The sequence below is a fragment of the Rhizobium vallis genome, from assembly GCF_003985155.1.
Taxonomy (GTDB): domain Bacteria; phylum Pseudomonadota; class Alphaproteobacteria; order Rhizobiales; family Rhizobiaceae; genus Rhizobium; species Rhizobium vallis.
In genome coordinates, this window is the sequence record NZ_ML133687.1 from 754,434 (window position 1) to 776,560 (window position 22,127).

At 62.6% G+C, this 22,127-nt stretch carries 17 protein-coding genes; 14 read left to right on the top strand and 3 right to left on the bottom strand.

Features of this window, described 5'->3' with window-relative positions; genetic code table 11:
* Positions 1 to 54: 54 nt before the first annotated feature.
* Together EFQ99_RS08845 and EFQ99_RS08850 are read left to right on the top strand one after the other, a co-directional pair.
* Positions 55 to 744 carry a hypothetical protein gene (locus EFQ99_RS08845; protein ID WP_126920650.1) on the top strand — a complete coding sequence of 230 codons (690 nt, stop codon included), beginning with the start codon at positions 55 to 57 and terminating at the stop codon, positions 742 to 744.
* Between the two features lie 13 nt (positions 745 to 757).
* Positions 758 to 1,063, top strand: coding sequence for a Dabb family protein (locus EFQ99_RS08850; protein WP_126920651.1), 306 nt, complete (start codon positions 758 to 760; stop codon positions 1,061 to 1,063).
* A 308-nt stretch (positions 1,064 to 1,371) separates the two neighbouring features.
* Here the strand turns inward: EFQ99_RS08850 and EFQ99_RS08855 are convergent, their stop codons facing one another.
* The gene (locus EFQ99_RS08855; protein ID WP_126920652.1) at positions 1,372 to 2,595 is read right to left on the bottom strand and encodes an MFS transporter; all 1,224 of its coding nucleotides are present in this window, start codon (positions 2,593 to 2,595) and stop codon (positions 1,372 to 1,374) included.
* Positions 2,596 to 3,091: 496 nt separating this feature from the next.
* Here EFQ99_RS08855 and EFQ99_RS08860 point away from each other — a divergent pair, with 496 nt between their 5' ends.
* From EFQ99_RS08860 to EFQ99_RS08915, 12 genes are all read left to right on the top strand, one after another.
* Positions 3,092 to 3,340 (top strand): hypothetical protein, encoded by a 249-nt coding sequence (locus tag EFQ99_RS08860; protein WP_126920653.1) that lies wholly within the window; start codon positions 3,092 to 3,094, stop codon positions 3,338 to 3,340.
* Between the two features lie 54 nt (positions 3,341 to 3,394).
* Positions 3,395 to 4,066, top strand: coding sequence for a response regulator transcription factor (locus tag EFQ99_RS08865; protein WP_125846223.1), 672 nt, complete (start codon positions 3,395 to 3,397; stop codon positions 4,064 to 4,066).
* Entirely contained in the window at positions 4,056 to 5,459 is a 1,404-nt protein-coding gene (locus EFQ99_RS08870) for a sensor histidine kinase (RefSeq protein WP_126920654.1), read from the top strand. Before EFQ99_RS08865 ends, EFQ99_RS08870 begins: the two co-directional genes overlap by 11 nt.
* Positions 5,460 to 5,577: 118 nt before the next feature.
* Positions 5,578 to 6,003, top strand: a complete 426-nt coding sequence (locus EFQ99_RS08875) for a hypothetical protein (RefSeq protein ID WP_126920655.1) — start codon at positions 5,578 to 5,580, stop codon at positions 6,001 to 6,003.
* 114 nt (positions 6,004 to 6,117) lie between these two features.
* Positions 6,118 to 7,260, top strand: coding sequence for a c-type cytochrome biogenesis protein CcmI (gene ccmI / locus EFQ99_RS08880; protein ID WP_126920656.1), 1,143 nt, complete (start codon positions 6,118 to 6,120; stop codon positions 7,258 to 7,260).
* The gene (gene ccmE, locus EFQ99_RS08885; RefSeq protein ID WP_126920657.1) at positions 7,257 to 7,724 is read left to right on the top strand and encodes a cytochrome c maturation protein CcmE; all 468 of its coding nucleotides are present in this window, start codon (positions 7,257 to 7,259) and stop codon (positions 7,722 to 7,724) included. Before ccmI ends, ccmE begins: the two co-directional genes overlap by 4 nt.
* A complete protein-coding gene (locus EFQ99_RS08890; RefSeq protein ID WP_126920658.1) occupies positions 7,721 to 9,715 on the top strand; it encodes a heme lyase CcmF/NrfE family subunit in 1,995 nt (664 codons plus the stop codon). The genes ccmE and EFQ99_RS08890 overlap by 4 nt, the downstream gene beginning before the upstream one ends.
* On the top strand, positions 9,712 to 10,167 hold the full coding sequence (locus EFQ99_RS08895) for a cytochrome c-type biogenesis protein (RefSeq protein ID WP_126920659.1): 456 nt from the start codon (positions 9,712 to 9,714) through the stop codon (positions 10,165 to 10,167). Before EFQ99_RS08890 ends, EFQ99_RS08895 begins: the two co-directional genes overlap by 4 nt.
* A gap of 218 nt (positions 10,168 to 10,385) precedes the next feature.
* The gene (locus EFQ99_RS08900) at positions 10,386 to 11,969 is read left to right on the top strand and encodes a Do family serine endopeptidase (protein ID WP_126920660.1); all 1,584 of its coding nucleotides are present in this window, start codon (positions 10,386 to 10,388) and stop codon (positions 11,967 to 11,969) included.
* Positions 11,970 to 12,035: 66 nt separating this feature from the next.
* A complete protein-coding gene (locus EFQ99_RS08905; RefSeq protein ID WP_425376266.1) occupies positions 12,036 to 12,791 on the top strand; it encodes a response regulator transcription factor in 756 nt (251 codons plus the stop codon).
* Positions 12,788 to 14,200 (top strand): sensor histidine kinase, encoded by a 1,413-nt coding sequence (locus EFQ99_RS08910; protein ID WP_126920662.1) that lies wholly within the window; start codon positions 12,788 to 12,790, stop codon positions 14,198 to 14,200. The genes EFQ99_RS08905 and EFQ99_RS08910 overlap by 4 nt, the downstream gene beginning before the upstream one ends.
* Positions 14,201 to 14,336: 136 nt before the next feature.
* Positions 14,337 to 17,294, top strand: a complete 2,958-nt coding sequence (locus tag EFQ99_RS08915; protein WP_126920663.1) for a bifunctional [glutamine synthetase] adenylyltransferase/[glutamine synthetase]-adenylyl-L-tyrosine phosphorylase — start codon at positions 14,337 to 14,339, stop codon at positions 17,292 to 17,294.
* A gap of 33 nt (positions 17,295 to 17,327) precedes the next feature.
* Here EFQ99_RS08915 and EFQ99_RS08920 read toward each other — a convergent pair whose 3' ends face one another.
* Positions 17,328 to 19,274 carry a methyl-accepting chemotaxis protein gene (locus EFQ99_RS08920; protein WP_126920664.1) on the bottom strand — a complete coding sequence of 649 codons (1,947 nt, stop codon included), beginning with the start codon at positions 19,272 to 19,274 and terminating at the stop codon, positions 17,328 to 17,330.
* A gap of 473 nt (positions 19,275 to 19,747) precedes the next feature.
* Entirely contained in the window at positions 19,748 to 22,057 is a 2,310-nt protein-coding gene (locus EFQ99_RS08925; RefSeq protein WP_126920665.1) for a PAS domain-containing sensor histidine kinase, read from the bottom strand.
* Positions 22,058 to 22,127: the final 70 nt, after the last annotated feature.

Genomic DNA, 22,127 nt, shown 5'->3' on the forward strand with positions numbered 1-22,127 from the left:
TGGATTTTAATCGATTAAGACGGTTTTAACCATGATATTTGTGGGAAGCGCGGAATGGTTGTCCACATGGACCGGGTATTCTTTTTCGATGCAGTGCGGGACGGGCTCTTCAAAGGAAAGCTGACTCAGCCTCAGGTAGTGGGTATCACGGCGATTCTCGACGCATGGGAAAAGCGGTTTTCCCATGCCGACCAGCGGTGGCTCGCCTATATCCTCGCCACCGCTTTCCACGAGACCGCCTATACGATGCAGCCGGTACGGGAGACGCTGGCGGAAAGCGATGCTCGCGCGGTCGAGATCCTTGAGGCGGCCTTCGCCGCGGGCCGGCTCTCCTGGGTGAAAACGCCTTACTGGCGGCCGGACGAGGACGGTCGCAGCTGGCTCGGACGCGGGCTGGTGCAGCTCACCCACAAGCGGAATTATGAGGCGATGAGTGTGCTGACGGGTATCGATCTCGTTGCCGATCCCGATCGGGCGATGGAGATGGATGCGGCGGTGACGATCCTGATCGACGGCATGCTGCAGGGCAGTTTCACCGGTCACAAGCTCGAGGATCATCTGAATGCGGCGACCGAGGATTGGGTGAACGCGCGCCGCATCGTCAACGGCACCGACCGGGCGGAAAAGCTGGCAAGCTATGCGATGGCCTTCCATGCGGCGATACGTCCCGAGGCGGCGCCTAGCTTGATCGATCGGTTGAAGGCCTGGGGCTCACGTGTTATCGCGCGGCTGCCTAGAATTTGACAGGAGCTTCCGCGTGATCCGCCATATCGTCTTCTTCACCGTGCAGGAGGAACATCTGGAGGAGGTGAGGGCAGGGCTTTCGATCCTGACCGCCATTCCGCATGCGCGGCTGCTGGAGATCGGCACCAATGTTAAGACTGATCAGCTGGGTACCGAGATCGATCTCGTGGTCTATGGCGAATTCGACGACGAGGCGGCCCTTGCCGCCTACAAGGCGCATCCCGATTATCAGCTCTCGATCGAGCGCGTGCGGCCGCTTCGGGAAAAGCGCATCGCCGCCGACTATGACAGCCATGCCGCAGTGACGCGGCCGCTCTGAATTCCATGAAGAATACGCAGCACGGCTGCTATTTCATTGGAAGTTCAGATAGATGACTGGCTCTTCGGAATCGGGCCGTTGCGAAGTTGATTCAACTTCTAAGCCGCCGGACTCGACTTGTGAAAAGGCGACGATAGGCGATTCAAAAGATTCGCCAAAGTGGCTGCACACTTATGGAAGGTCGGTCGCCGCGGCCTGCTTGCGTAGACGCAAAAGCCCTTTCATTCCGGCCGAGACGACAATCGAAAAATCTGAAGAATGGCTGATGTTCCGGCGGATGCCGGAGTATCGGCGACGGCACTGCGGGGTCACGAAACGGCCGGACTCGGCTCCGACGAGCGAGCCCCGCGCACCAGCGCCATCAGCATCAGCACGAAGGTCAGCGCCGCCGCTGCGAGAACGGCGCAGGCAAAGAGCGCCGGGCCGGTGCCGGCGCGGTCGAGAATGGCGGTGACAACAACCGGAGCGACGGCGTTGGCGAGGTTTTGCGGCAATGACAGCCGGGCCGATTGCAGGCCGAATTCGCGCGGCGAAAACAACGCCAATGGCAGCAGCGCGCGGGCGACGGTCACCACGCCGGAGCCGAAGCCATAGAGCAGGACGAAGGTGATGAGCAGCGGCGTTGAAGAACTGGTGACCAGCATCATCAGAAAACTTGCCATCATCAGGCTGATGCCCATTGCGGCGCTGAGGATGGGGTTGCCGCGTCGGCCGAGCAGCAAGTCGAGGAAACGTGCGGAGATGCCGAGGACACCGCGTGCCGAGCCGAGCTGTAGCGCCAGCGCCGGGGAGGCGCCGGACTGGCGGAAGATTTCGAGCAGCGACGGCGAGAGACCGAAGGTAACGAAGGTCGAGATCGTCGTGGCTGCGGCAATCAGCAGGAAGGCTTTGCGCTGCGCCGCCTTCGAAAGTGGCACGGGGGCGATTTCTGCCGTGCCGCCTTCGACATGTGTGATGATCGGTCTCGGCAGGGCGAAAAGATGCAGCGGCAGGCAGACGAAGAATTGCAGCGCCGCGCAGGCGAGGAAGGTGAGGCGCCAGCCGACTGCCTCATTGAGCAGGCTCAGGATCGGCCAGAAGATGGCGCTCGAAAGCCCGGTAAACAGCATCAGGATGGCGATGACGCGCTTGCCGTTCGCACCTTCACGCTCGACGACTGCCGTATAGGCCGGCGCCGAAAGGCCGAGTGCGCCGCCGATGCCGATGACAATCCACGCTGCGGCATAGAGCACGATGCCGTTTGCGGCGGCAAGCAGAAGTAGGCCGAGCGCGAAGACCAGCGAGGCCGCCGAAAGCACGCGGGCAGCACCATAGCGGCCGAGCCAACGGCCGGTCGCGGGACTGACAATTGCGCTGACCATCATCATGATCGTCAAGCCGGCAAACACCACCTCGTTCGGCAGGCCGAGATCGGGCGCCACAACACGGCCCATGACGCCGAGCATGTCGAATGTCGTGCCCCAGCCGATGAGCTGGGTGATGGCGAGGACGGAGACCGTCTGCGCCGAGCGGAAGCGGGAGGAGTTTGGCATTGGTGCTGGAACGGTTTGAAATGCGGGAGCGGCAAGAGCGTACCAATTTCAATCGGCGGGTGAAAGCGACGATCGGACCTCGGTGAGCAGCGGCCTGCACTTTTCCTTAAACGGAGGAAAAGATGGAATGATGACAGGAAACATTGGTACAATTTCAGCGTGACCGGCGCGGGAAGTCCGCTGCCATCGGCCGGTGTGTCAGGCATCGATACGGCGTGGCCGATTCGGGAGCGGAGGCCATGGTAAGACTCACCCGGGTTCTTCACTTCGTGGAAGGTAATGGCAAGCTCGGTGATCCCATGAGTGAGGGATATTTTTCCATTGGGAGGGAGGCTGCCGAAGCTTGCCGCAGGGGCCGTTTCCCATGGCGGAAATCGATCGTCCCGAACTGTCGAGAACAGTTCTAAACGCCCTGTGTTACCGTGCATTCATTTGCCATTCAGGTCGCGTGAGTACATATTCGGGTCAAGTTGGCATTACCTTGAAAGCATAAGACATGGCCTTTCCTCTGAGCGTCGCAGCATTGGCCGCCGGACTGGTGGTATCGGCGCCCTCACCGGACGCCGCAGGCACTCTCGTCGTGCGCGTGACGAACGATTGCAGCGCCGCCGCAGCCCAGGTCGTCGAGGAGACGGGCGGCCAGCTTCTGTCCGTACAACCGGTGGGTGATTCTTGCATTATCACCGTTCTCGTGCAGGGCAACGGACAGCGTCCACGCAAGGTGACGGTAAAGGTTCCGATGTAAGCGGAATCGGCTTATTCATGACATGATCGATTTGAAGCGGACGAAGGCGGACCGATGCGCATCCTCGTAGTCGAAGACGACGTTAATCTGAACCGGCAACTGGCCGACACGCTGAAGGAGGCCGGATATGTCGTCGACCAGGCGTTCGACGGCGAGGAAGGCCATTTCCTCGGCGATACCGAACCCTATGACGCAATCATTCTGGATATCGGCCTGCCGGAGATGGATGGCGTCACGGTGCTTGAAAAATGGCGCGGCGCCGGCCGCGGCGTGCCGGTGCTGATCCTGACGGCGCGCGACCGCTGGAGCGACAAGGTCGCCGGCATCGATGCGGGCGCCGACGACTACGTCACCAAGCCCTTCCATGTCGAGGAAGTGCTAGCGCGCATTCGGGCGCTGATCCGCCGCGCGGCCGGGCATGCTTCGTCCGAGATCATCTGCGGACCGGTGCGGCTCGATACCAAGTCGTCGAAGGCGACGGTGAACGGCACGACGCTGAAGCTGACTTCGCACGAGTATCGCCTGCTTGCCTATCTCATGCATCATATGGGCGAGGTCGTCTCGCGCACGGAACTGGTCGAACATATGTACGACCAGGATTTCGACCGCGATTCAAACACGATCGAGGTGTTCGTCGGCCGCCTGCGCAAGAAGATGGGCGTCGACCTGATCGAAACGGTGCGCGGTCTCGGTTACCGCATCCAAGCGCCGAAACATGCGAATTAAGTCGCTCACCGCACGTGTGTTGTTGCTGACCACGGTCTGGTCGACGGTGGCATTGGTGGTTATCGGGCTCTTGATCTCCACCCTCTACCGCAAGAGCGCCGAGCGCGGCTTTCAGGATCTCTTACGGGCACAGCTCTATAACGTCATCAATTCGGTGACTATAGGCGATCAGGGGGCTCTGAGCGGCAGTCCGCAGCTCGGCGACCTTCGCTTTGCCCAGCCGAAGACCGGCTGGTATTGGGTGGTGGAACCGCTCGGCACCTATACGACCGCGCCGCTGGTCTCGCCGTCACTCGGCTCGGCGCTCATTCCGGTTCCCTCAGTCGTCGAGGCGCCCTTCGATAAGAATTATGAGCGCTACTATCAGGTGACGGATGCCTCCGCGAACCGCGTGCAGGTGGCCGAAACCGAAGTGGTGCTCGATACTGACGGGCGCGCGGCGCGCTTTCGCGTCACCGGCAACGTCGATGTCGTCGAAGACGACGTGCGCACCTTTTCCCACAGCCTCTATCTGGCGCTCGCCGGTTTCGGTGTCGGCAGCCTGATCGTCAATGCGCTGGCAATTCTCTACGGCCTGAAGCCGCTCGATAAGGCGCGCGCCGCCCTGGAGCGCATCCGTGCCGGCGAGAGCGAGCAGCTGAAGGGCGATTTCCCGCGGGAAATCCTGCCGCTCGCCAACGAGGTGAACGCGCTGATCGACAGCAATCGCCGCATCGTCGAGCGGGCGCGTATGCAGGTCGGCAATCTCGCCCATTCGCTGAAGACGCCGATCGCCGTCTTGCTGAACGAGGCGCGGGTGCTTGAAAAATCCCATGGCGAGCTGGTGCGCAGCCAGGCGGAATCGATGCAAGGACAAGTGCAGTCCTATCTCAATCGGGCGCGCATCGCCGCGCAGCGCGAATCCGTGCTCGCCCGCACCGACGCGGAACCCGCGCTGGAGCGGCTGGTGCGCGTCATGCGCCGGCTGAACGTGGATACCGAATTCGACCTCGTGGTTTCGCCGCCGCATCTGGCCGTCGCCATGGAGCAGCAGGATCTCGAGGAGACTGTCGGCAATCTCCTGGAGAATGCGGCGCGTTTTGCCAAAAGTAGGGTGCGGCTTTCGGCCGTCGAAGCCGGCGAGGACGTGAAGGGGACGGAGGCGAGCGCGCGCCGCCACTGGGTGGAGCTCGCCGTCGAGGACGACGGGCCGGGTCTGGAGCCTGACCAGATCCGTGAGGCGCTGAAGCGCGGCCGCAGGCTCGACGAAAGCAAGCCCGGAACCGGGCTCGGCCTTTCGATCGTCACTGAGATATCCAACGAATATCAGGGGCGGCTCGAGCTTTCCCGTGGCGAGTGGGGCGGGCTGAAGGCGAAGCTTATCCTGCCCGGCGTCACAAAGGATGTTGCATGAGCAACTACTTGATGTCACAAAGATAGTGGCAAATGTATAGCATGCTTTGCCTTAATGCTGACACGGGGACGCTGCACTTCGATCGGCTGATTTTGACCCCTGATCGTGGTTCGACGCAATGATTTTACGCTCGCAAGGCATGATCGTTTCCGCCCTTTTTGTCGCCGTCGCGCTGTCTGGCTGCGTGACGACGAAGGGCGCCACGTCACGCGGCATTTTTTCAAGCAAGCCCTCTGCATCGGCCGCTTTCATCACTGCGCTTGAGGGTGGCCTCGTCGGCCGCAGCGGCGTCACGCTCACCGACAGCGACAAGCAGCGGGCGCTCGAGGCGGAATATCGGGCGCTGGAGGGAGCTGCCGTCGGCCAGCCGGTTCTCTGGACCGGCAAGGACATCAGCGGCAAGGTCGTCGCGGCCGCACCCTATCAGGTCGGCTCGCAGAATTGCCGCCAGTATACCCACACGCTGACCGTTGACGGCAAGGACACTGTGGTGCGGGGCGCCGCCTGCCGCAACGACGACGGAAGCTGGTCGCCGCTTGGCTAAATTGGTTTGATATCTGAGTGGTTTCACATCTCTATTGCGGCCAATAGCCTCAAATCTTCGTCATTCCGGCTTTGGCAGTTGGAATGGCGGCGCGCTTCAAGTATTTGAGCCGATATGCTGTTCTGGATTCTCGTTGCCGTACTGACGGCAGTCGTCGCCGCCATCCTGCTCTACCCCCTTCTGCGCGGAGCGAAGGCGGCGGAGAAGAGCCGCGCGGGCGAGGCGGCAGTCTATCGCGACCAGTTGCGCGAACTCGAGCGGGATCTCAATGGCGGGCTGATCACGGCGGAGGAGGCCGACTATGCGAGGGCCGAAATCGGCCGGCGGCTGATCGCCGTCTCTGCCGATGAGCCCGGAGAGGCGCCGAAGGCGCCACGGCATCACCGCCTTACCGAAGCCTTCGTCCTCCTGCTCCTGCCGGTTCTCGGGCTCTGTCTGTATTTGACGACGGGCAGGCCCGACCTGCCATCACAGCCGCTGGAAGCGCGGCTGGAAAACCCCGGTGACGACGTGGCCGTGCTGATCGCCAAGGCGGAACGGCATCTGGCGCAAAATCCCGATGACGGCAGGGGCTGGGATGTGCTCGCGCCGATCTATGTCCGCACGATGCGGGTGAACGACGCGCAAGTGGCCTATCGCAATGCCATCCGGCTTCTCGGCCCGAGCCCGATCCGGCTCGACGGCCTTGCCGAGACGCTGATGGCGGTCTCCGACGGCGTGGTAACGGAAGAGGCGCGTCAGGTGCTCGAACAGTCGCTGACGCTGGAGCCGGACAATCCGCGTGCCCGTTTCTACGTCGCGCTCAGCATGGAGCAGGCGGGAAAGCCCGACGAGGCGCGCCGGGCCTTCGAGGTGCTGGCGAAACAATCGCCGGCCGATGCGCCCTGGCTGCCGCTCGTCAACGAGCATATCGCCATGAATGGCGGCGCGCCGGCAAATCTCGGTACCGATCAGGCCGCCCCCGGCAATCCGACGCAGGAAGATGTGGCAGCGGCTGAGAACATGAATGCCGGCGACCGACAGCAGATGATCCGCGGCATGGTCGGAAGCCTCGATGCCAAGCTCAGCCAGGATCCGAACAATTTCGAAGGCTGGATGCGGCTCATCCGCTCTTACGCCGTATTGAACGACAAGGATCGCGCGGCCGGCGCCCTGAAGCGCGGCCTTGCGGCTTTTCCGCCGCCCGGCGAACAGGGCAGGCAATTGCTGGCGCTTGCCAGGGAACTCGGAATATCAACGGAAGGAATGGCGCAATGACGCGCAAGCAGAAGCGCTTGGCGGTGATCGCGGGCGGCATGGGCTTCATTGCCGCCGCCGTGCTGCTTGTCATGTTCGCCTTCAGTCAGTCGGTCGCCTATTTCTACATGCCGGCGGATCTGGCAAAGACGCCGGTGGCGCCGGAAACCCGCATCCGGCTCGGCGGCCTGGTCGGCGAGGGCAGTGTCGTGCGCGATACCGGCTCGACCGTGGAATTTTCCGTCACCGACGGCAGCGCCAATGCCGTGAAGGTCAAGTATACCGGCATCCTTCCTGATCTTTTCCGTGAGGGCCAGGGCGTCGTCACTGAAGGCATGTTTTCTGCTGGAACGAACGTCTTCATCGCCGACACCGTGCTCGCCAAGCATGACGAGACCTACATGCCGAAGGACGTGGCCGACCGGCTGAAATCCCAGGGGCTGTGGAAGGAAGGCCAGGGAGAGGAAGCGAAGGCGACGCAATGATCATCGAGATCGGCCATTATGCGCTGGTGCTGGCGCTTGCAACGGCGCTCATCCTCTCCATTGTTCCGGTGTTGGGGGCTCGCCGTCACGACCGGGCGATGATGGATGTGGCGACGATCGGCTCGGTCACGATGTTTTCGCTTGTCGCCTTCTCCTTCGGCGTTCTGACCTATGCCCATGCCGTCTCGGATTTCTCGGTGGAGAACGTCTGGGAGAATTCGCATTCGCTGGTGCCGCTGATCTACAAGTATTCCGGCGTCTGGGGCAATCACGAGGGATCGATGATGCTCTGGCTATTGATCCTGACGCTGTTCAGCGCGCTGGTCGCCGTCTTCGGGCGCAATCTGCCGGAGACGCTGAAAGCCAACGTGCTGGCCGTTCAGGCCTGGATTTCGGTCGCCTTCACGCTTTTCATCCTGCTGACCTCTAATCCCTTCCTGAGGCTTGACCCGGCGCCGGCCGAGGGCCGCGATCTCAATCCCGTCCTTCAGGATGTCGGGCTGGCGATCCACCCGCCGCTGCTCTATCTCGGTTATGTCGGCTTCTCCATCTGCTTCTCCTTTGCGGTTGCAGCCCTCCTGGAAGGACGGATCGATGCCGCCTGGGCGCGCTGGGTGCGGCCCTGGACGCTGGCCGCCTGGACCTTCCTGACGCTTGGCATCGCCATGGGCTCCTACTGGGCCTATTACGAACTCGGCTGGGGCGGCTGGTGGTTCTGGGACCCGGTGGAAAACGCCTCCTTCATGCCGTGGCTCGCCGGCACCGCGTTGCTGCATTCGGCCCTCGTCATGGAAAAGCGCGAGGCGCTGAAGATCTGGACGGTGCTGCTTGCCATCCTCACCTTCTCGCTGTCGCTGATGGGCACATTCCTGGTGCGCTCCGGCGTGCTGACCTCGGTACATGCCTTTGCCAGCGATCCGAGCCGCGGTATCTTCATTCTCTGCATCCTGCTGATTTTCATCGGCGGCGCGTTGTCGCTGTTTGCCTTCCGCGCGCCACGGCTTTCGGCCGGCGGGTTGTTTGCGCCGATTTCGCGCGAGGGTGCGTTGGTCGTCAACAATCTGATCCTGACGGTTGCCTGCGGCACGGTGCTGACCGGCACGCTCTATCCACTGCTGCTGGAGACGCTGACCGGCGATAAGATCTCCGTCGGGCCGCCCTTCTTCAATATGACTTTCGGCCTGCTGATGGCGCCGCTGATCTTCATCGTGCCCTTCGGGCCGTTGCTTGCCTGGAAGCGTGGCGATCTGCTCGGCGCCCTGCAGCGGCTCTATGTCGTGGCGGGGCTGGCCTTCGTTGCGGCGCTGATCTTCTTCTATATCGAACATGGCGGGCCGGTGCTTTCAGTGCTCGGGCTGGCGGCCGGGCTCTTCCTGATCCTTGGTGCCGCGGCCGATCTCTGGTATCGCGCCGGCATCGGCAAGGTCGCAGGCGGTGTCGCCTGGCGGCGTCTGACCGGTCTGCCGCGCTCGGCCTTCGGCACGGCACTCGCCCATGCCGGGCTCGGCGTCACCGTGCTCGGCATCGTCGCGGTCACGACCTTCCAGACCGAGCACGTCATCGAGATGAAGCCCGGCCAGACGGTGGATGCCGGCGGCTATAGCCTGAATTTCGACGGCATGCAGCCGGGCAGAGGGCCGAACTATACCGAGGACCGCGGCCACTTCACCATCTGGCGCGGTGGTGTCGCGGTTGCCGATACCTGGTCGGCCAAGCGCCTCTACACCGCCCGCCAGATGCCGACGACGGAGGCGGGTATCCTGACCTTCGGGCTCAGCCAGCTCTACGTTTCGCTGGGCGACGCCACTAAGGATGGCGGCATCGTCGTGCGCATCTGGTGGAAGCCGTTCATCCTCTGCATCTGGGGCGGAGCTGTGATCATGGCGTTCGGCGGCATGGTGTCTCTCAGCGACCGCCGCCTGCGCGTCGGCGCCCCGCGCAGAAAGGCGAAGGCAAAACCGGCGGTGCCTGCAATGGAGCCGGCCGAATGATGCGGCGTCTCCTCCTGGCTTTCGCTTTGCTGCTGATGGCAGCCCCCGCCTTCGCCGTCAATCCGGACGAGGTGCTGACCGATCCGGCGCTCGAGGCGCGAGCCCGCGCCCTTTCGGCCGAACTGCGCTGCATGGTCTGCCAGAATCAGTCGATCGACGATTCCAATGCCGATCTGGCCAAGGACCTGCGAATTTTGGTGCGCGAGCGCATCACCGACGGCGACAGCGACGACGCGGTGCTGAATTATATCGTCTCGCGCTATGGCGAATTCGTATTGCTGAAACCGCGTGTCAACAGGAAGACGCTGCTGCTCTGGGGAGCACCGGTGTTGTTGGTGCTCGCTGGCGGGCTGTCGCTGCTGGCCTTTGCGCGCAAGAGGGCTGGCAAACCGACCGGAAGCAAGCTGACGGCGGACGAACAGGCGCGGCTGAGCGAACTTCTGAAGAAATAGCCGACCGAGCGGCAATTGGGGGCGAACCGAGAGGCGGGATTTCCGATCGCGTCCGGTCCATCCGGCTGCGCATTTTGGCCGTTTGCCAAACATTGCAAACATTACGAATTTTTCATTGGCCGGACAGTTCGCAGTAAGGTGCGGCATCCTATATCTTTAGTCATCGACTGATCCGGCGCCGCCGGTCTGAAGATCTAAGAACAAGAGAAGGTGCTCCAATGCTTAAGAATTTCAACGGACGTCCGTCCCTCGCCACTGTGCTCAAGGCTTCTACCGTCGCCGGTATCGCAGCCGCTGTGCTCGCAACCGGCGTTCCGCTCGAAATCACCCGGTCTTATGCTGAAGCCGTCAAGGTTCAGGCGCCCGCCGTTCCGAGCTTCGCCAATGTCGTCGACGCCGTTTCGCCGGCCGTCGTTTCCGTCCGCGTCGAAAACCGCGTCAATCAAGTCGCCGACAACGACGGCTTTTCCCTCGACGGCCGCGGCTTCGACGATCTTCCCGACGATCATCCGCTGAAGCGCTTCTTCAAGCAGTTCGGCCAGGACCCGAATGACCAGCAGGGCCATCCGCGCCGCTTCGGCCAGAATGGCCCGAATGGCGGTCCGAACGGCCCGGGCGGCAAGGGCCGTCTGCGCCCCGTCGCCCAAGGGTCCGGCTTCTTCATCTCTGAAGACGGCTATATCGTCACCAACAACCACGTCGTTTCCGATGGCCAGGCCTTCGTCGCCGTCATGAATGACGGCACCGAGCTTGACGCCAAGCTGATCGGCAAGGATCCGCGCACCGATCTCGCCGTGCTCAAGGTCGACGGCAAGGGCAAGAAGTTCACCTACGTCAACTGGGCCGACGATAACAACGTCCGCGTCGGCGATTGGGTCGTTGCCGTCGGCAACCCCTTCGGCCTCGGTGGAACGGTCACTGCCGGCATCGTCTCGGCTCGCGGCCGCGACATCGGCTCCGGTCCTTATGACGATTACCTGCAGGTGGATGCGGCCGTGAATCGCGGCAACTCAGGCGGTCCGACCTTCAACCTCAGCGGCGAAGTCGTCGGCATCAACACCGCGATCTTCTCGCCGTCGGGCGGCAGCGTCGGCATTGCCTTCGCCATCCCGGCTTCGACCGCAAAGGATGTCGTCGCCGACCTGATGAAGGACGGCCAGGTTTCGCGCGGCTGGCTGGGCGTCCAGATCCAGCCGGTGACCAAGGATATCGCCGAATCCATCGGCCTTTCCGAGCCGAGCGGCGCCCTCGTCGTCGCCCCGCAGGCCGGATCGCCGGGTGACAAGGCAGGCATGAAGGCAGGCGACGTCGTCACCGCCCTCAACGGCGAAACGATCAAGGATGCCCGTGATCTCAGCCGCCGCATCGGTGCGATGCAGCCGGGCAGCAAGGCCGAGCTTTCGGTCTGGCGTGCCGGCAAGGCGCAGTCGCTCACCGTCGAACTCGGCACGTTGCCGGCCGATCAGAAGGATGCCTCCGCCGATGAGAACATTCAGCCGCAGCAACCTGAGGCGCCGGCTTCCGAGAAGGCGCTTGCCGATCTCGGCCTGACGGTCGGTCCCTCCGACGACGGCAAGGGCCTGGCGATCACTGGTATCGACCCGGACTCCGACGCTGCCGACAAGGGCATCAAGGAAGGCGAAAAGATCACCTCCGTCAACAATCAGCAGGTCTCCACCGCTGCCGATGTCGTCAAGGTGCTGAACCAGGCCAAGAAGGACGGCCGCACCCGCGCTCTCTTCCAGATCCAGTCCAGCGAGGGAAGCCGTTTCGTAGCGCTTCCGATCAACGGCCAGGGCTGATCCCCGGGAAACAACAGCCCGCGCGGACGAAAGTCCGCGCGGCTCGATTCCTCTGATCTTTGAAGGATGATCTCAATGAGCGCCGCCCCGCAGGAACATGCTTTGAGCCTTGCCGAAACGCAGCCGGCGGGTAATGTCGGCCGCATGAAGATTCTCATCATCGAAGATGATCTCGAAGCCGCAGTCTACCTCACGAAAGCCTTTCGTGAGGCGGGCATCGTCGCCGATCACGCCAGCGACGGCGAGAGCGGCCTGTTCATGGGGTCCGAAAATACCTACGACGTCATCGTCATCGACCGCATGCTGCCGCGCCGGGACGGGCTGTCCGTCATCAGCGAGCTGCGCCGCAAGGCCATCCATACGCCGGTCCTCATCCTCTCCGCGCTGGGTCAGGTCGATGACCGTGTGACCGGTCTTCGCGCCGGCGGCGATGACTACCTGCCGAAGCCTTATGCCTTCAGTGAATTGCTGGCGCGTGTCGAAGTGCTCGGCCGCCGCAAGGGCACGCCGGATCAGGACGTCGTCTATCGGGTCGGCGATCTCGAACTCGACCGGCTTTCCCACGAGGTGCGCCGCGGCGGCAAGGAGATCCTGCTACAGCCGCGCGAATTCCGCCTGCTCGAATATCTGATGAAGAATGCCGGCCAAGTGGTGACCCGCACCATGCTGCTCGAAAACGTCTGGGATTACCATTTCGACCCGCAGACCAACGTGATCGACGTGCACGTCTCGCGCCTGCGCTCGAAAATCGAGAAGGACTTCAGCCAGCCGCTCCTGAAGACGATCAGGGGCGCGGGGTACATGATCAAGGATGAGGGATGAGCCGCTTCAGGGTTCTCTTCAAGTCCACCGCAGTCCGCCTTTCGGCACTCTACATCCTGCTTTTCGCCATCTGCGCCGCGACGCTCGTCTTCTATGTGACGGCGATGTCGGAACGGCTGCTGACGGGCCAGATCCGTGATGCCGTCAGGCAGGAAGTGGAGCAGGTACAGCGCGCCTATGACACCGGCGGCATGAACCTTCTTCTGCGCACCATGGAGCGGCGGGCCCGCCAGCCGGGCGCCAACCTCTACATCATCGCTGGTCCCTCGGGCGATATTCTCGCCGGCAATGTCGCCTCGGTGCAGCCTGGCGTCTTCGAGGAGATTGGCTGGACCTCCGCGCCTTTCGCCTATCAACGCTACACTGACGGTGGGGGTGTCGAGCGCCGTCATCGGGCGATCGCCAATATCTTCGTGCTCGACAACGGCTTGAGAATCCTCATCGGCCGCGACCTCGGCGACCCCGAGCGGTTCCGGCTGCTGGTCCGCCAGGCGCTGATGGTGGCTTTGGCGATCATGGGTCTCGGCGCAATCATCATCTGGTTCGCCATCGGCCGCAATGCGCTGAAACGCATCGACCGCATGTCGGATGCGAGCAAGAAGATCATGGCAGGCGATCTCTCGCAGCGCCTGCCGGTGGGCGGATCCGGCGATGAATTCGACCGGTTGTCGGTGTCGCTGAACACCATGCTGGAGCGGATCGAGAAGCTGAACGAGGGGCTGCGGCAGGTCTCAGACAACATCGCCCACGATCTCAAGACGCCGCTGACGCGGCTGCGCAACAAGGCGGCCGACGCGCTTGATATGACCGACGGCGATACCCGGCGCGTAGCTCTTGAGGGCATCATTTCAGAATCGGACCAGCTGATCCGCACCTTCAACGCGCTGTTGATGATCTCCCGAGTCGAGGCTGGATCGGTCGCAGCGGAAATGTCGCCGGTCGAGCTTTCGGCCATCGTCTCCGACAGCGCCGAGCTTTACGAGCCGGCGGCGGAGGAAGCCGGCCTCGGCCTCAGCTCCAGCATCGAGCCCGATGTCGAAGTGCAGGGCAATCGCGAACTGATCGGCCAGGCGATCTTCAACCTGCTCGACAATGCGATCAAATATTCCTCCGACACGGAGGGAGCAGGCGTGGTGTCGCTGAAGCTCGCCCGCCGCCCGGACGGTATCTGCCTTTCGGTGGTTGATCACGGGCCGGGTGTCCCGGCCGAAAGGCGCGATGACGTGGTGAAACGCTTCGTTCGCCTCGACGAAAGCCGCTCGAAGCCCGGAACGGGGCTGGGGCTTTCGCTTGTTGAAGCCGTGATGGAACTGCACAACGGCCGGCTCGAACTTTCCGATACCGATCCAGACAAGCCCGAACGGCGCGGATTGACCGTCAGTATGATCTTCCCGGCCAAGGCTGCCTGATCTCTTCCGCCGAATTACGATCGGGTGAATCGCGTATTGGCGGTTTTATGCCGAGACCCTAGTTTAATGCCGATCGAAGGAAGTGGCTCGCGATTCTGTGTGACTGTTTCCCTCCATGGTAAAGCAGGGAGAGCGCATGCTGACGAAATCGACGCACGGCCTGAAGGATGTCGCCGAGGGGCTGCTGCGTCCATTGAACCAGACGGAGCTGAAGCTGGCGCTGGCCGACCTTCAGGAGGCCGGCAGACACGAGCCGTCGGTGGCTGCGATGCTTAAGACGGAGGGACCGCTGCGCGATTTCATCGCGGCGGTGCTGACGCTGTCGCCTTATTTGCGTGAAATCGTCAATCTCGATCCCGCCGTGCTTGCCGGCGCCATTACGCAACCGCTGGAGCCGCAGATCGAGGCGCTGGTCGCCGAGGCGCGGAGCTGCTGGCGGCCAGACTGCGAGGGGGCGGCGCCCCCAGAATCCGTAGTGATGAGCAGGCTGCGCATCATCAAACGCAAGGTGGCCTTCCTGGTCGCAGCCGCCGATCTCTCGCGCATTATTGACGGGCGGGCGACGACGGCCTGGCTGAGCGAGCTTGCCGAGGCTTCAGTTGCCGCCGCCATCGACCATCTGCTGCTTTCGGCGCATGAAGGCGGAAAGCTGCGGCTGCCGGACCCGGCGGCACCGAGCGAGGGCTCCGGGCTGATCGTGCTCGGCATGGGCAAACTCGGCGCATGCGAACTCAACTATTCCTCCGATATCGATCTCGTCGTCTTCTTCGACGAAGAGGCAGGCATCGTGCCCGACCCCGATGACGCGATCGAGGTCTTCCCCAGGATGATGCGTCGGCTGGTGCGCATCCTGCAGGAGCGGACTGCAGACGGTTATGTCTTCCGCACGGATCTCAGATTGCGCCCCGATCCCGGCTCGACGCCGCTGGCGATCCCGGTCGATGCGGCGATGATCTATTACGAGGGCAGGGGCCAGAACTGGGAGCGGGCAGCCTTCATCAAGGCGCGCGCCGTTGCCGGCGACCTCGCTGCGGGTGCAGACTTCCTGCGCGGGCTCGCCCCTTTCGTCTTCCGTAAATATCTCGATTACGCGGCGATTGCCGACATCCATTCGATCAAGCGGCAGATCCACGCGCATAAGGGCCACGGTGCGATTGCGGTCAAGGGCCATAACGTCAAGCTCGGCCGCGGCGGCATCCGCGAGATCGAATTCTTCGTCCAGACCCAGCAGCTGATCGCCGGCGGCCGCATGCCGGCGCTGCGTGGCCGGGCGACGGAGGAGACGCTCGGTGAACTCACCAAGGCGAAGTGGATCGACGCGGAGACTCGTGACGAACTGACGGAAGCCTACTGGTTCCTGCGCGATGTCGAACATCGCATCCAGATGGTGCGCGACGAGCAGACCCACCTGCTGCCGGAGACAGATGCCGACCTGAAGCGCATCGCCTTCATGTTGGGCTACACCGATACGCCGAGCTTTTCCGAACGGCTGGTCGGCGTGCTGAAGACGGTGGAGCGACGTTATGCCCACCTGTTCGAACAGGAGAGCAAGCTTTCCACGGACACTGGAAACCTCGTCTTCACCGGCCAGGGTGACGACCCGGATACGCTGGAGACGCTGAAGAAACTCGGTTTCACCAGGCCGTCCGACATTTCCCGCATCATCCGCACCTGGCATTATGGCCGCTACCGCGCAACGCAGTCGGTCGAAGCGCGCGAAAGGCTGACGGAACTGGCGCCGGAGCTCCTGCGGGTCTTCGGCGAAAGCAAGCGCGCCGACGAGGCGCTGCTGCGCTTCGACAGCTTCATCTCGGGCCTTCCCTCCGGCATCCAGCTTTTCTCGCTGCTCGGCAGCAACCCGGCGCTCTTGTCGCTGATCGTCAACATCATGTCCTCGGCACCCCGGCTTGCCGAGGTGATCGCCGCCAAGCCGCACGTCTTCGACGGCATGCTCGACCCCGGCCTGATGGCCGAGCTGCCGACGCGCGAATACCTCGGCGAGCGGCTGAAAGGCTCGCTCGCCCAGGCGCGCCACTATGAGGAAGTGCTCGACCGGCTGCGCATCTTCGCCGCCGAGCAACGCTTCCTGATCGGCATCCGCCTGCTGACTGGCGCGATCAATGGCGCGATGGCGGCGCGCGCCTTCACCCATCTCGCCGACCTCATCATCACAGCCGCGCTTGACGCCGTGGTGAGCGAAATGCGGGCAGCACACGGCGACTATCCCGGCGGGCGCATCGCGGTCGCCGGCATGGGCAAGCTCGGCAGCTTCGAGCTGACGGCTGGTTCCGATATCGATCTGATCCTGCTCTACGATTACGACGACGCGGCCGGCGAATCCGGCGGGCCGAAGCCGCTCGACGCGACCCGTTACTTCACCCGCATCACCCAGAGGCTGATCGCCGCCTTCTCGGCGCCGACTGCCGAAGGCGTGCTCTATGAGGTCGACATGCGGCTGCGTCCCTCCGGCAACAAGGGGCCGGTCGCAACCCGCATCAACGCCTTCGGTAAATATCAGCGCGAGGAGGCATGGACCTGGGAGCATATGGCGCTCAGCCGCGCCCGGCTGATCTGCGGCGACGACAGCCTCATCGCCGAGGCGGAGCAGATCATTCGGGCAGTGCTGTCGGCCGACCGCGACATCGCCAAAGTGGCGCATGACGTCGGCGAGATGCGCGAACTAATCGACAAGGAAAAACCGCCTTCCGGCCCGTGGGACTTGAAGCTGATCCCCGGCGGCGTCATCGACCTCGAATTCATCGCCCAGTACCTGGCGCTGATCGCGCCGACCAAGGGTGTCGGCATTGCCGTGAACGGCATGAGCACAGGCGAGGCGCTGAAGGTGCTGGGCGACCGGCTGATGGCAACGGCCGATCTCGACCTGTGCCTCGAGGCCTTCGCGCTTTATACCGGCCTTTCGCAGCTGATCCGTCTCTCCATCGACGGTCTGTTCGATCCGAATGATGCGCCATCAGGCCTCATCGAGCTCGTCTGCCGCGCCGGTGACTGCCCCGACATCAGGATGCTGGAAGGGGAGGTGAAACGGTTGTCAAAGGCAGTCAGGAAAATATTCCTGACCGTTGTGAAGACCTAGCAATTCCAGCGCTGTCCGGCAGTTCAGCGCGGATCAAAATTCCTCCCACGTCTGAGCGGCATTAGCCTTGCTCCCGCCGCCGAAGGCGCCGGCAATCTTCCGGGTAAGTGCGCGGGCAGGTGAACTTACAGGCTGGCTGGCATGATTGGCCACTCGCGGTGCCGCCGCTCCGAGTTTGAAGCGCGCGACGAGGTCGCGAAGCTTTGCGGCTTCCTGTGCCAGGCTTGAGGCGGCAGCTGTCGATTCTTCCACCATCGCCGCATTCTGCTGCGTGCTCTGGTCCATCGAATTGACCGCGGTATTGATCTCCGCCAAACCCGTCGCCTGCTCCTTTGCGGAGACGGAGATCGAGCTCATATGGTCGTTGATCTGCCTGATGAAGCTACCGATGACGTTCAATGCCTCTCCGGTATCGTGCACCAGCTTCACGCCGCCTTCCACTTCGGCCGTCGAATTTTGGATCAGGTCCTTGATCTCCTTGGCTGCCTTGGCCGAACGTTGCGCCAGTTCGCGCACTTCCTGCGCGACGACCGCAAAGCCCTTGCCTGCCTCGCCGGCACGCGCCGCCTCGACCCCGGCGTTGAGCGCCAGCAGATTGGTCTGGAAGGCGATCTCGTCGATGACGCCGATGATGTTGGAGATTTGCTGTGCGCGCTGCTCGATCCGCCGCATCGCCTCTTCGGCCTGTGAAACCACCTCGGCAGATTTCGCCGCACTCTGGTTGGCCTGGGTCGCGACGGTGCGGGCTTCTTCCGTCGTCTTCGTTGACGAGCTGACATTGGCGGTGATCTGATCGAGCGCGGCTGCGGTCTCCTCCAGCGAGGCAGCCTGCTGCTCGGTGCGTTTGGCGAGATCCCCGGCGCCAGTGGCGATTTCGCGTGTGCCGCCGTCCATTATGGTGATGCTCTCAGCCATCGTCGACAGAGCTGTATTCAACTGGCGGACCGACTCGTTGAAGTCATGGCGAAGAGGTTCGAAGTCGGATGCAAAAGCCTCGTTCAGCTGAAAAGCCAGGTCGCCGGCCGCCAAGCGCTTCAGGCCGGCGCCGAGATGTTCGGAGGCAAAGCGCAGTTGCTCGGCTTCCATTTCCATGCGCTTCTGGGTCGCGGCCCGCTCGGCGTCCTGTTGTTCACGCGACGCCCGTGCGTCACCTTCGAGACGGCTGTTGGTGATGGCCGCTTCCCGGAACACGTCCACCGCGGCCGCCATTGCCCCGATCTCGTCCAGACGACCGACGAACGGGACCTGTGCCGTTGTATCGCCGGAAGCGAGATTGCCCATCGCGCTGGTGATCCGCGCAATCGGTTTGGCGATAGCGCGGCTGCCGAAAACAGCGGAAGCTGCGAGCGTCATGAGAACAAGCATGCCAACGCCGAGATTCAGCTTTTGGGCCAAACTTTGAATGTCGATCTTGTCAACGTCTGCCTGCTGCGCACTCTCCTTGGCGGCGTTAACGCCCTCGTCCAGCGTCTTGGTCGCCTTTTGAGCAATTCCCAGCAGCTTTGCCCTAAGTTCTTCCTCTTGCCCTTTCAGGTTTGCATCAGTCGCCGGTTGACCGAGCTTTGCTCTGATGACCTTCGCGAGATCGCCCGCCAAGGCGAAGTAAGCGTCGGTCATGCCTTTGACATTCTGCATTCGATCCGAGTCGACGCCTACTGCCATGGCGGACATCGCCTCGTTCAGGTATTTGCTCGCCGATTCGTGGTTCTCGGCTATGAAGGCAACGGCTGTCGCAACTTTGTCCGTCGAATCGGCAAGGCGGAGGTCGCGTACGCCGACCTGCATGCCTCGGACAGAAGCCTTGATATCCACGGCAATGCGCGAAATGATCAGCTGTCGCCGTTCGAGACTGGAGCTTTCGCCGACCATTCGGTTCGTCAGCCAAGTGGTTGTCAGCATGGTGATGACCATCACCATTCCGAGACCAGACATGATTGCCAGTTTGGAGCTAATGCGGGAGAAGATGGATGACGGCAACATTCGGTTTCTCTGTATGGAAAACAGGATGTCGTCATGATCCCTGTCTTAAGATCCTGAGAATAGCTCGCAGAAACGGTGGCCGGATGAGTGATTCACCCGACGGAAATTGATTTGTTTAAGCTGAGCAGGCAGATGAAGAATGTTTGTCAGCTACACGCCCGTTATCGGTTGCGGCAGTTGCTAAATCGTTACCTTCGCATATCCGCATAAATTGTGCGGCGTAAACGCAAATTTTACTTCGCATTTTGGATACATTAGTGTTTGCGCAAGTTCCGTCTGTGGGCGCAGGACTTCGCGGAGCCGTATGACACAAGCATCACAGGGCCGGGCAATGACGGGCGTTAGATGGAGTTCGAAACCATTGCCGGAGCACGTGATCCATCGCCGCTTGCCCCGAGGCAGAGGGATAACCGACTCATTCATCAGGTGCTTGACGCAGTCGTCCTGAAGCTTTCCTTCAATATGGAGCGACCCTAGACATCATCCGGAATGCGCAGCGAGATCACGGTACCCACCGCCTCGCGGGAGCGGATCTTCATGCGGCCGCCATGCAGCGAGGTCAGCGAGCGTGAGATGGCGAGCCCGAGGCCGGAGCCGCCCTTGCTCTTGGCGTACTGGCTCTGCACCTGTTCGAAGGGCTGGCCGATCTTGGATAGCGCCGAGCGCGGAATGCCTATGCCGGTGTCGGCGATGGTGACGAAGACGGCGCCTTCGACACGGCGGGTGCGCACCGCGATGCGGCCGCCATTGTCGGTGAACTTCACAGCATTGGAGAGCAGATTGAGCAGCACCTGTTTCATCGCCCGGCGATCGGCCATCAGCGTGAGGCCGGAGCAGATGCGCTGGTCGATGACGATGTTCTTTTCAGCCGCCGGAATGGCGGTGAAGCGCAGGCTTTCCTCGATCAGCGGCACGAGGTCGATGCGCTCGCGGTGCAGCTTGAGGTGGCCGGCCTCGATCTTCGACATGTCGAGAATGTCGCTGATGACGTTGAGCAGATGTTTGCCGCTGTCATGGATGTCGCGGGCATATTCGTCGTATTTCAGCGAGCCGAGCGGCCCGAACATCTGGTTCTGCAGGATTTCCGAGAAGCCGAGGATGGCGTTGAGCGGCGTGCGCAGCTCGTGTGACATGTTGGCGAGGAATTCCGATTTCGCCTTGTTGGCGGCCTCGGCGCGCTCTTTTTCCGCCTGGTAGTTGGCGTTGGCCGTCGAAAGCTCGGATTTCTGGACCTCCAGCGTCTGGCGCGAGGCTGATAGATCGCCGATCGTTGCCATCAGCCGGCGTTCGGATTCGCGCAGCCGCTCCTGGTGGCGCTTCATCAACGTGATGTCGGTTCCGACCGAAACCCTGCCGCCGTCGCGGGTGCGCCGTTCGTTGATCTGCAGCCAGCGCTCGTCGGCAAGCTGCACCTCGGTCGTGCGCGAATAACCGGAGCCGTCGGCATCGGCGATTCGCCGTTCGATGACGGGGCGGGCGGCCGCGGCATTGACGATCGAGCGCTCGGTGCCAGGCACCAGCACGCTGTCCGGCAGCCCATAGGCCTGCTGGAAATGGGTGTTGCACATGACAAGCCGATCGTTTTTATCCCAGAGCACGAAGGCTTCCGAGGTGCATTCGATGGCGTCGGCGAGCCGTTGGTCTGCTTCCGCGTAGCGTTGGGCGAGCCGATGCTGTTCGGTCACGTCCATGGCGATGCCGATCAGGTGCATGCGGCCGGAATTGCTGCGGATCACCTGGGCGCGGGCGCGCATCCAGACATAATGGCCGCCGGCATGCCGCATGCGAAAGATCTGATCGACCTGGCCGGAATGGCCCTTGGCGATGGCACGCGCGATCTCGTAGAGCCCGCCGTCATCGGGATGCATCAGCCGAGCAGCTTCGCCGAAGCCCATCGTCTTGTCGGAACCGGGCAGGCCGAGCATATCGTACATCGAGCGCGACCAGAAGAATTCCCGATTCTCGAAATCGAAGTCCCAGAGGCCGCAGCGGCCACGTGACAGCGCCGTCTCGACCCGCAGGTTCGATTCAAGGAAGATGTCGTCGGCGTCGCGGGCGCGCTTCACCTGCGTGTAATAGGCATAGAGGATCACGAGCAGGATCGAGGAAATGCCGGCAAACAGCGTGACGTTGAGCGCCAGTTCCTCGCGCCACAGCCGGCTGATCTCGTCGAGCGAAGTGGCGGCGACGATATAGCCGCCGGCATTGCCCATCAGTGTGATCTCGGCATAGTGCGGCACGCCGCCGATCGTCGTTTCGATGACGCCGGCACGATCGCCGAAACGCCGGATCGCCGAAACCTCGGGGAAGAAATCACCGACATTGCTGCCGACATGCGAAAGCCCGGCGGTCGTCGCGGCAAAGACCTTGCCGCTTGCCTGCACGAGCAGCACGAAGGCGCCGCTGTCCAGCCGGTCCTGCGGCAGGAACCTGGCAAGCCGCGCCTGCGCCTCAGCGATATCACCGCTGTCGAAGATATCGGCGGCGTCGGCAAATACGGCGGAGGCGGTCGCCGCCGAAAGCGCCGTGGCATGGCGGGCCGATGCCTCCAGGCGGGCGTATTCGCTCATCATGCCGAAGAAATGCGAGGCGGCGACGACGGTGAGGAAGGCAACGATCAGCGCCGGAATGGCGCGCTTCAAGATGAGCTCCGCCTTCGGCAGATGGCGAAGAAGCGGTTCCGATGTCGCATGACCGGAAAGGCTGTCTCGCCAGGCTTTCAGCCCGTCAAAATCGACACGCAGCCGTCCTCCGGCCACGGTTGCCCGCCGCACGTCCATCATCTCTTCGCCTTGTCCCTCATGTGATTCGCGCGCCGCTCGCTCGAACCTGACCTAGAGAATCATGGGTGAT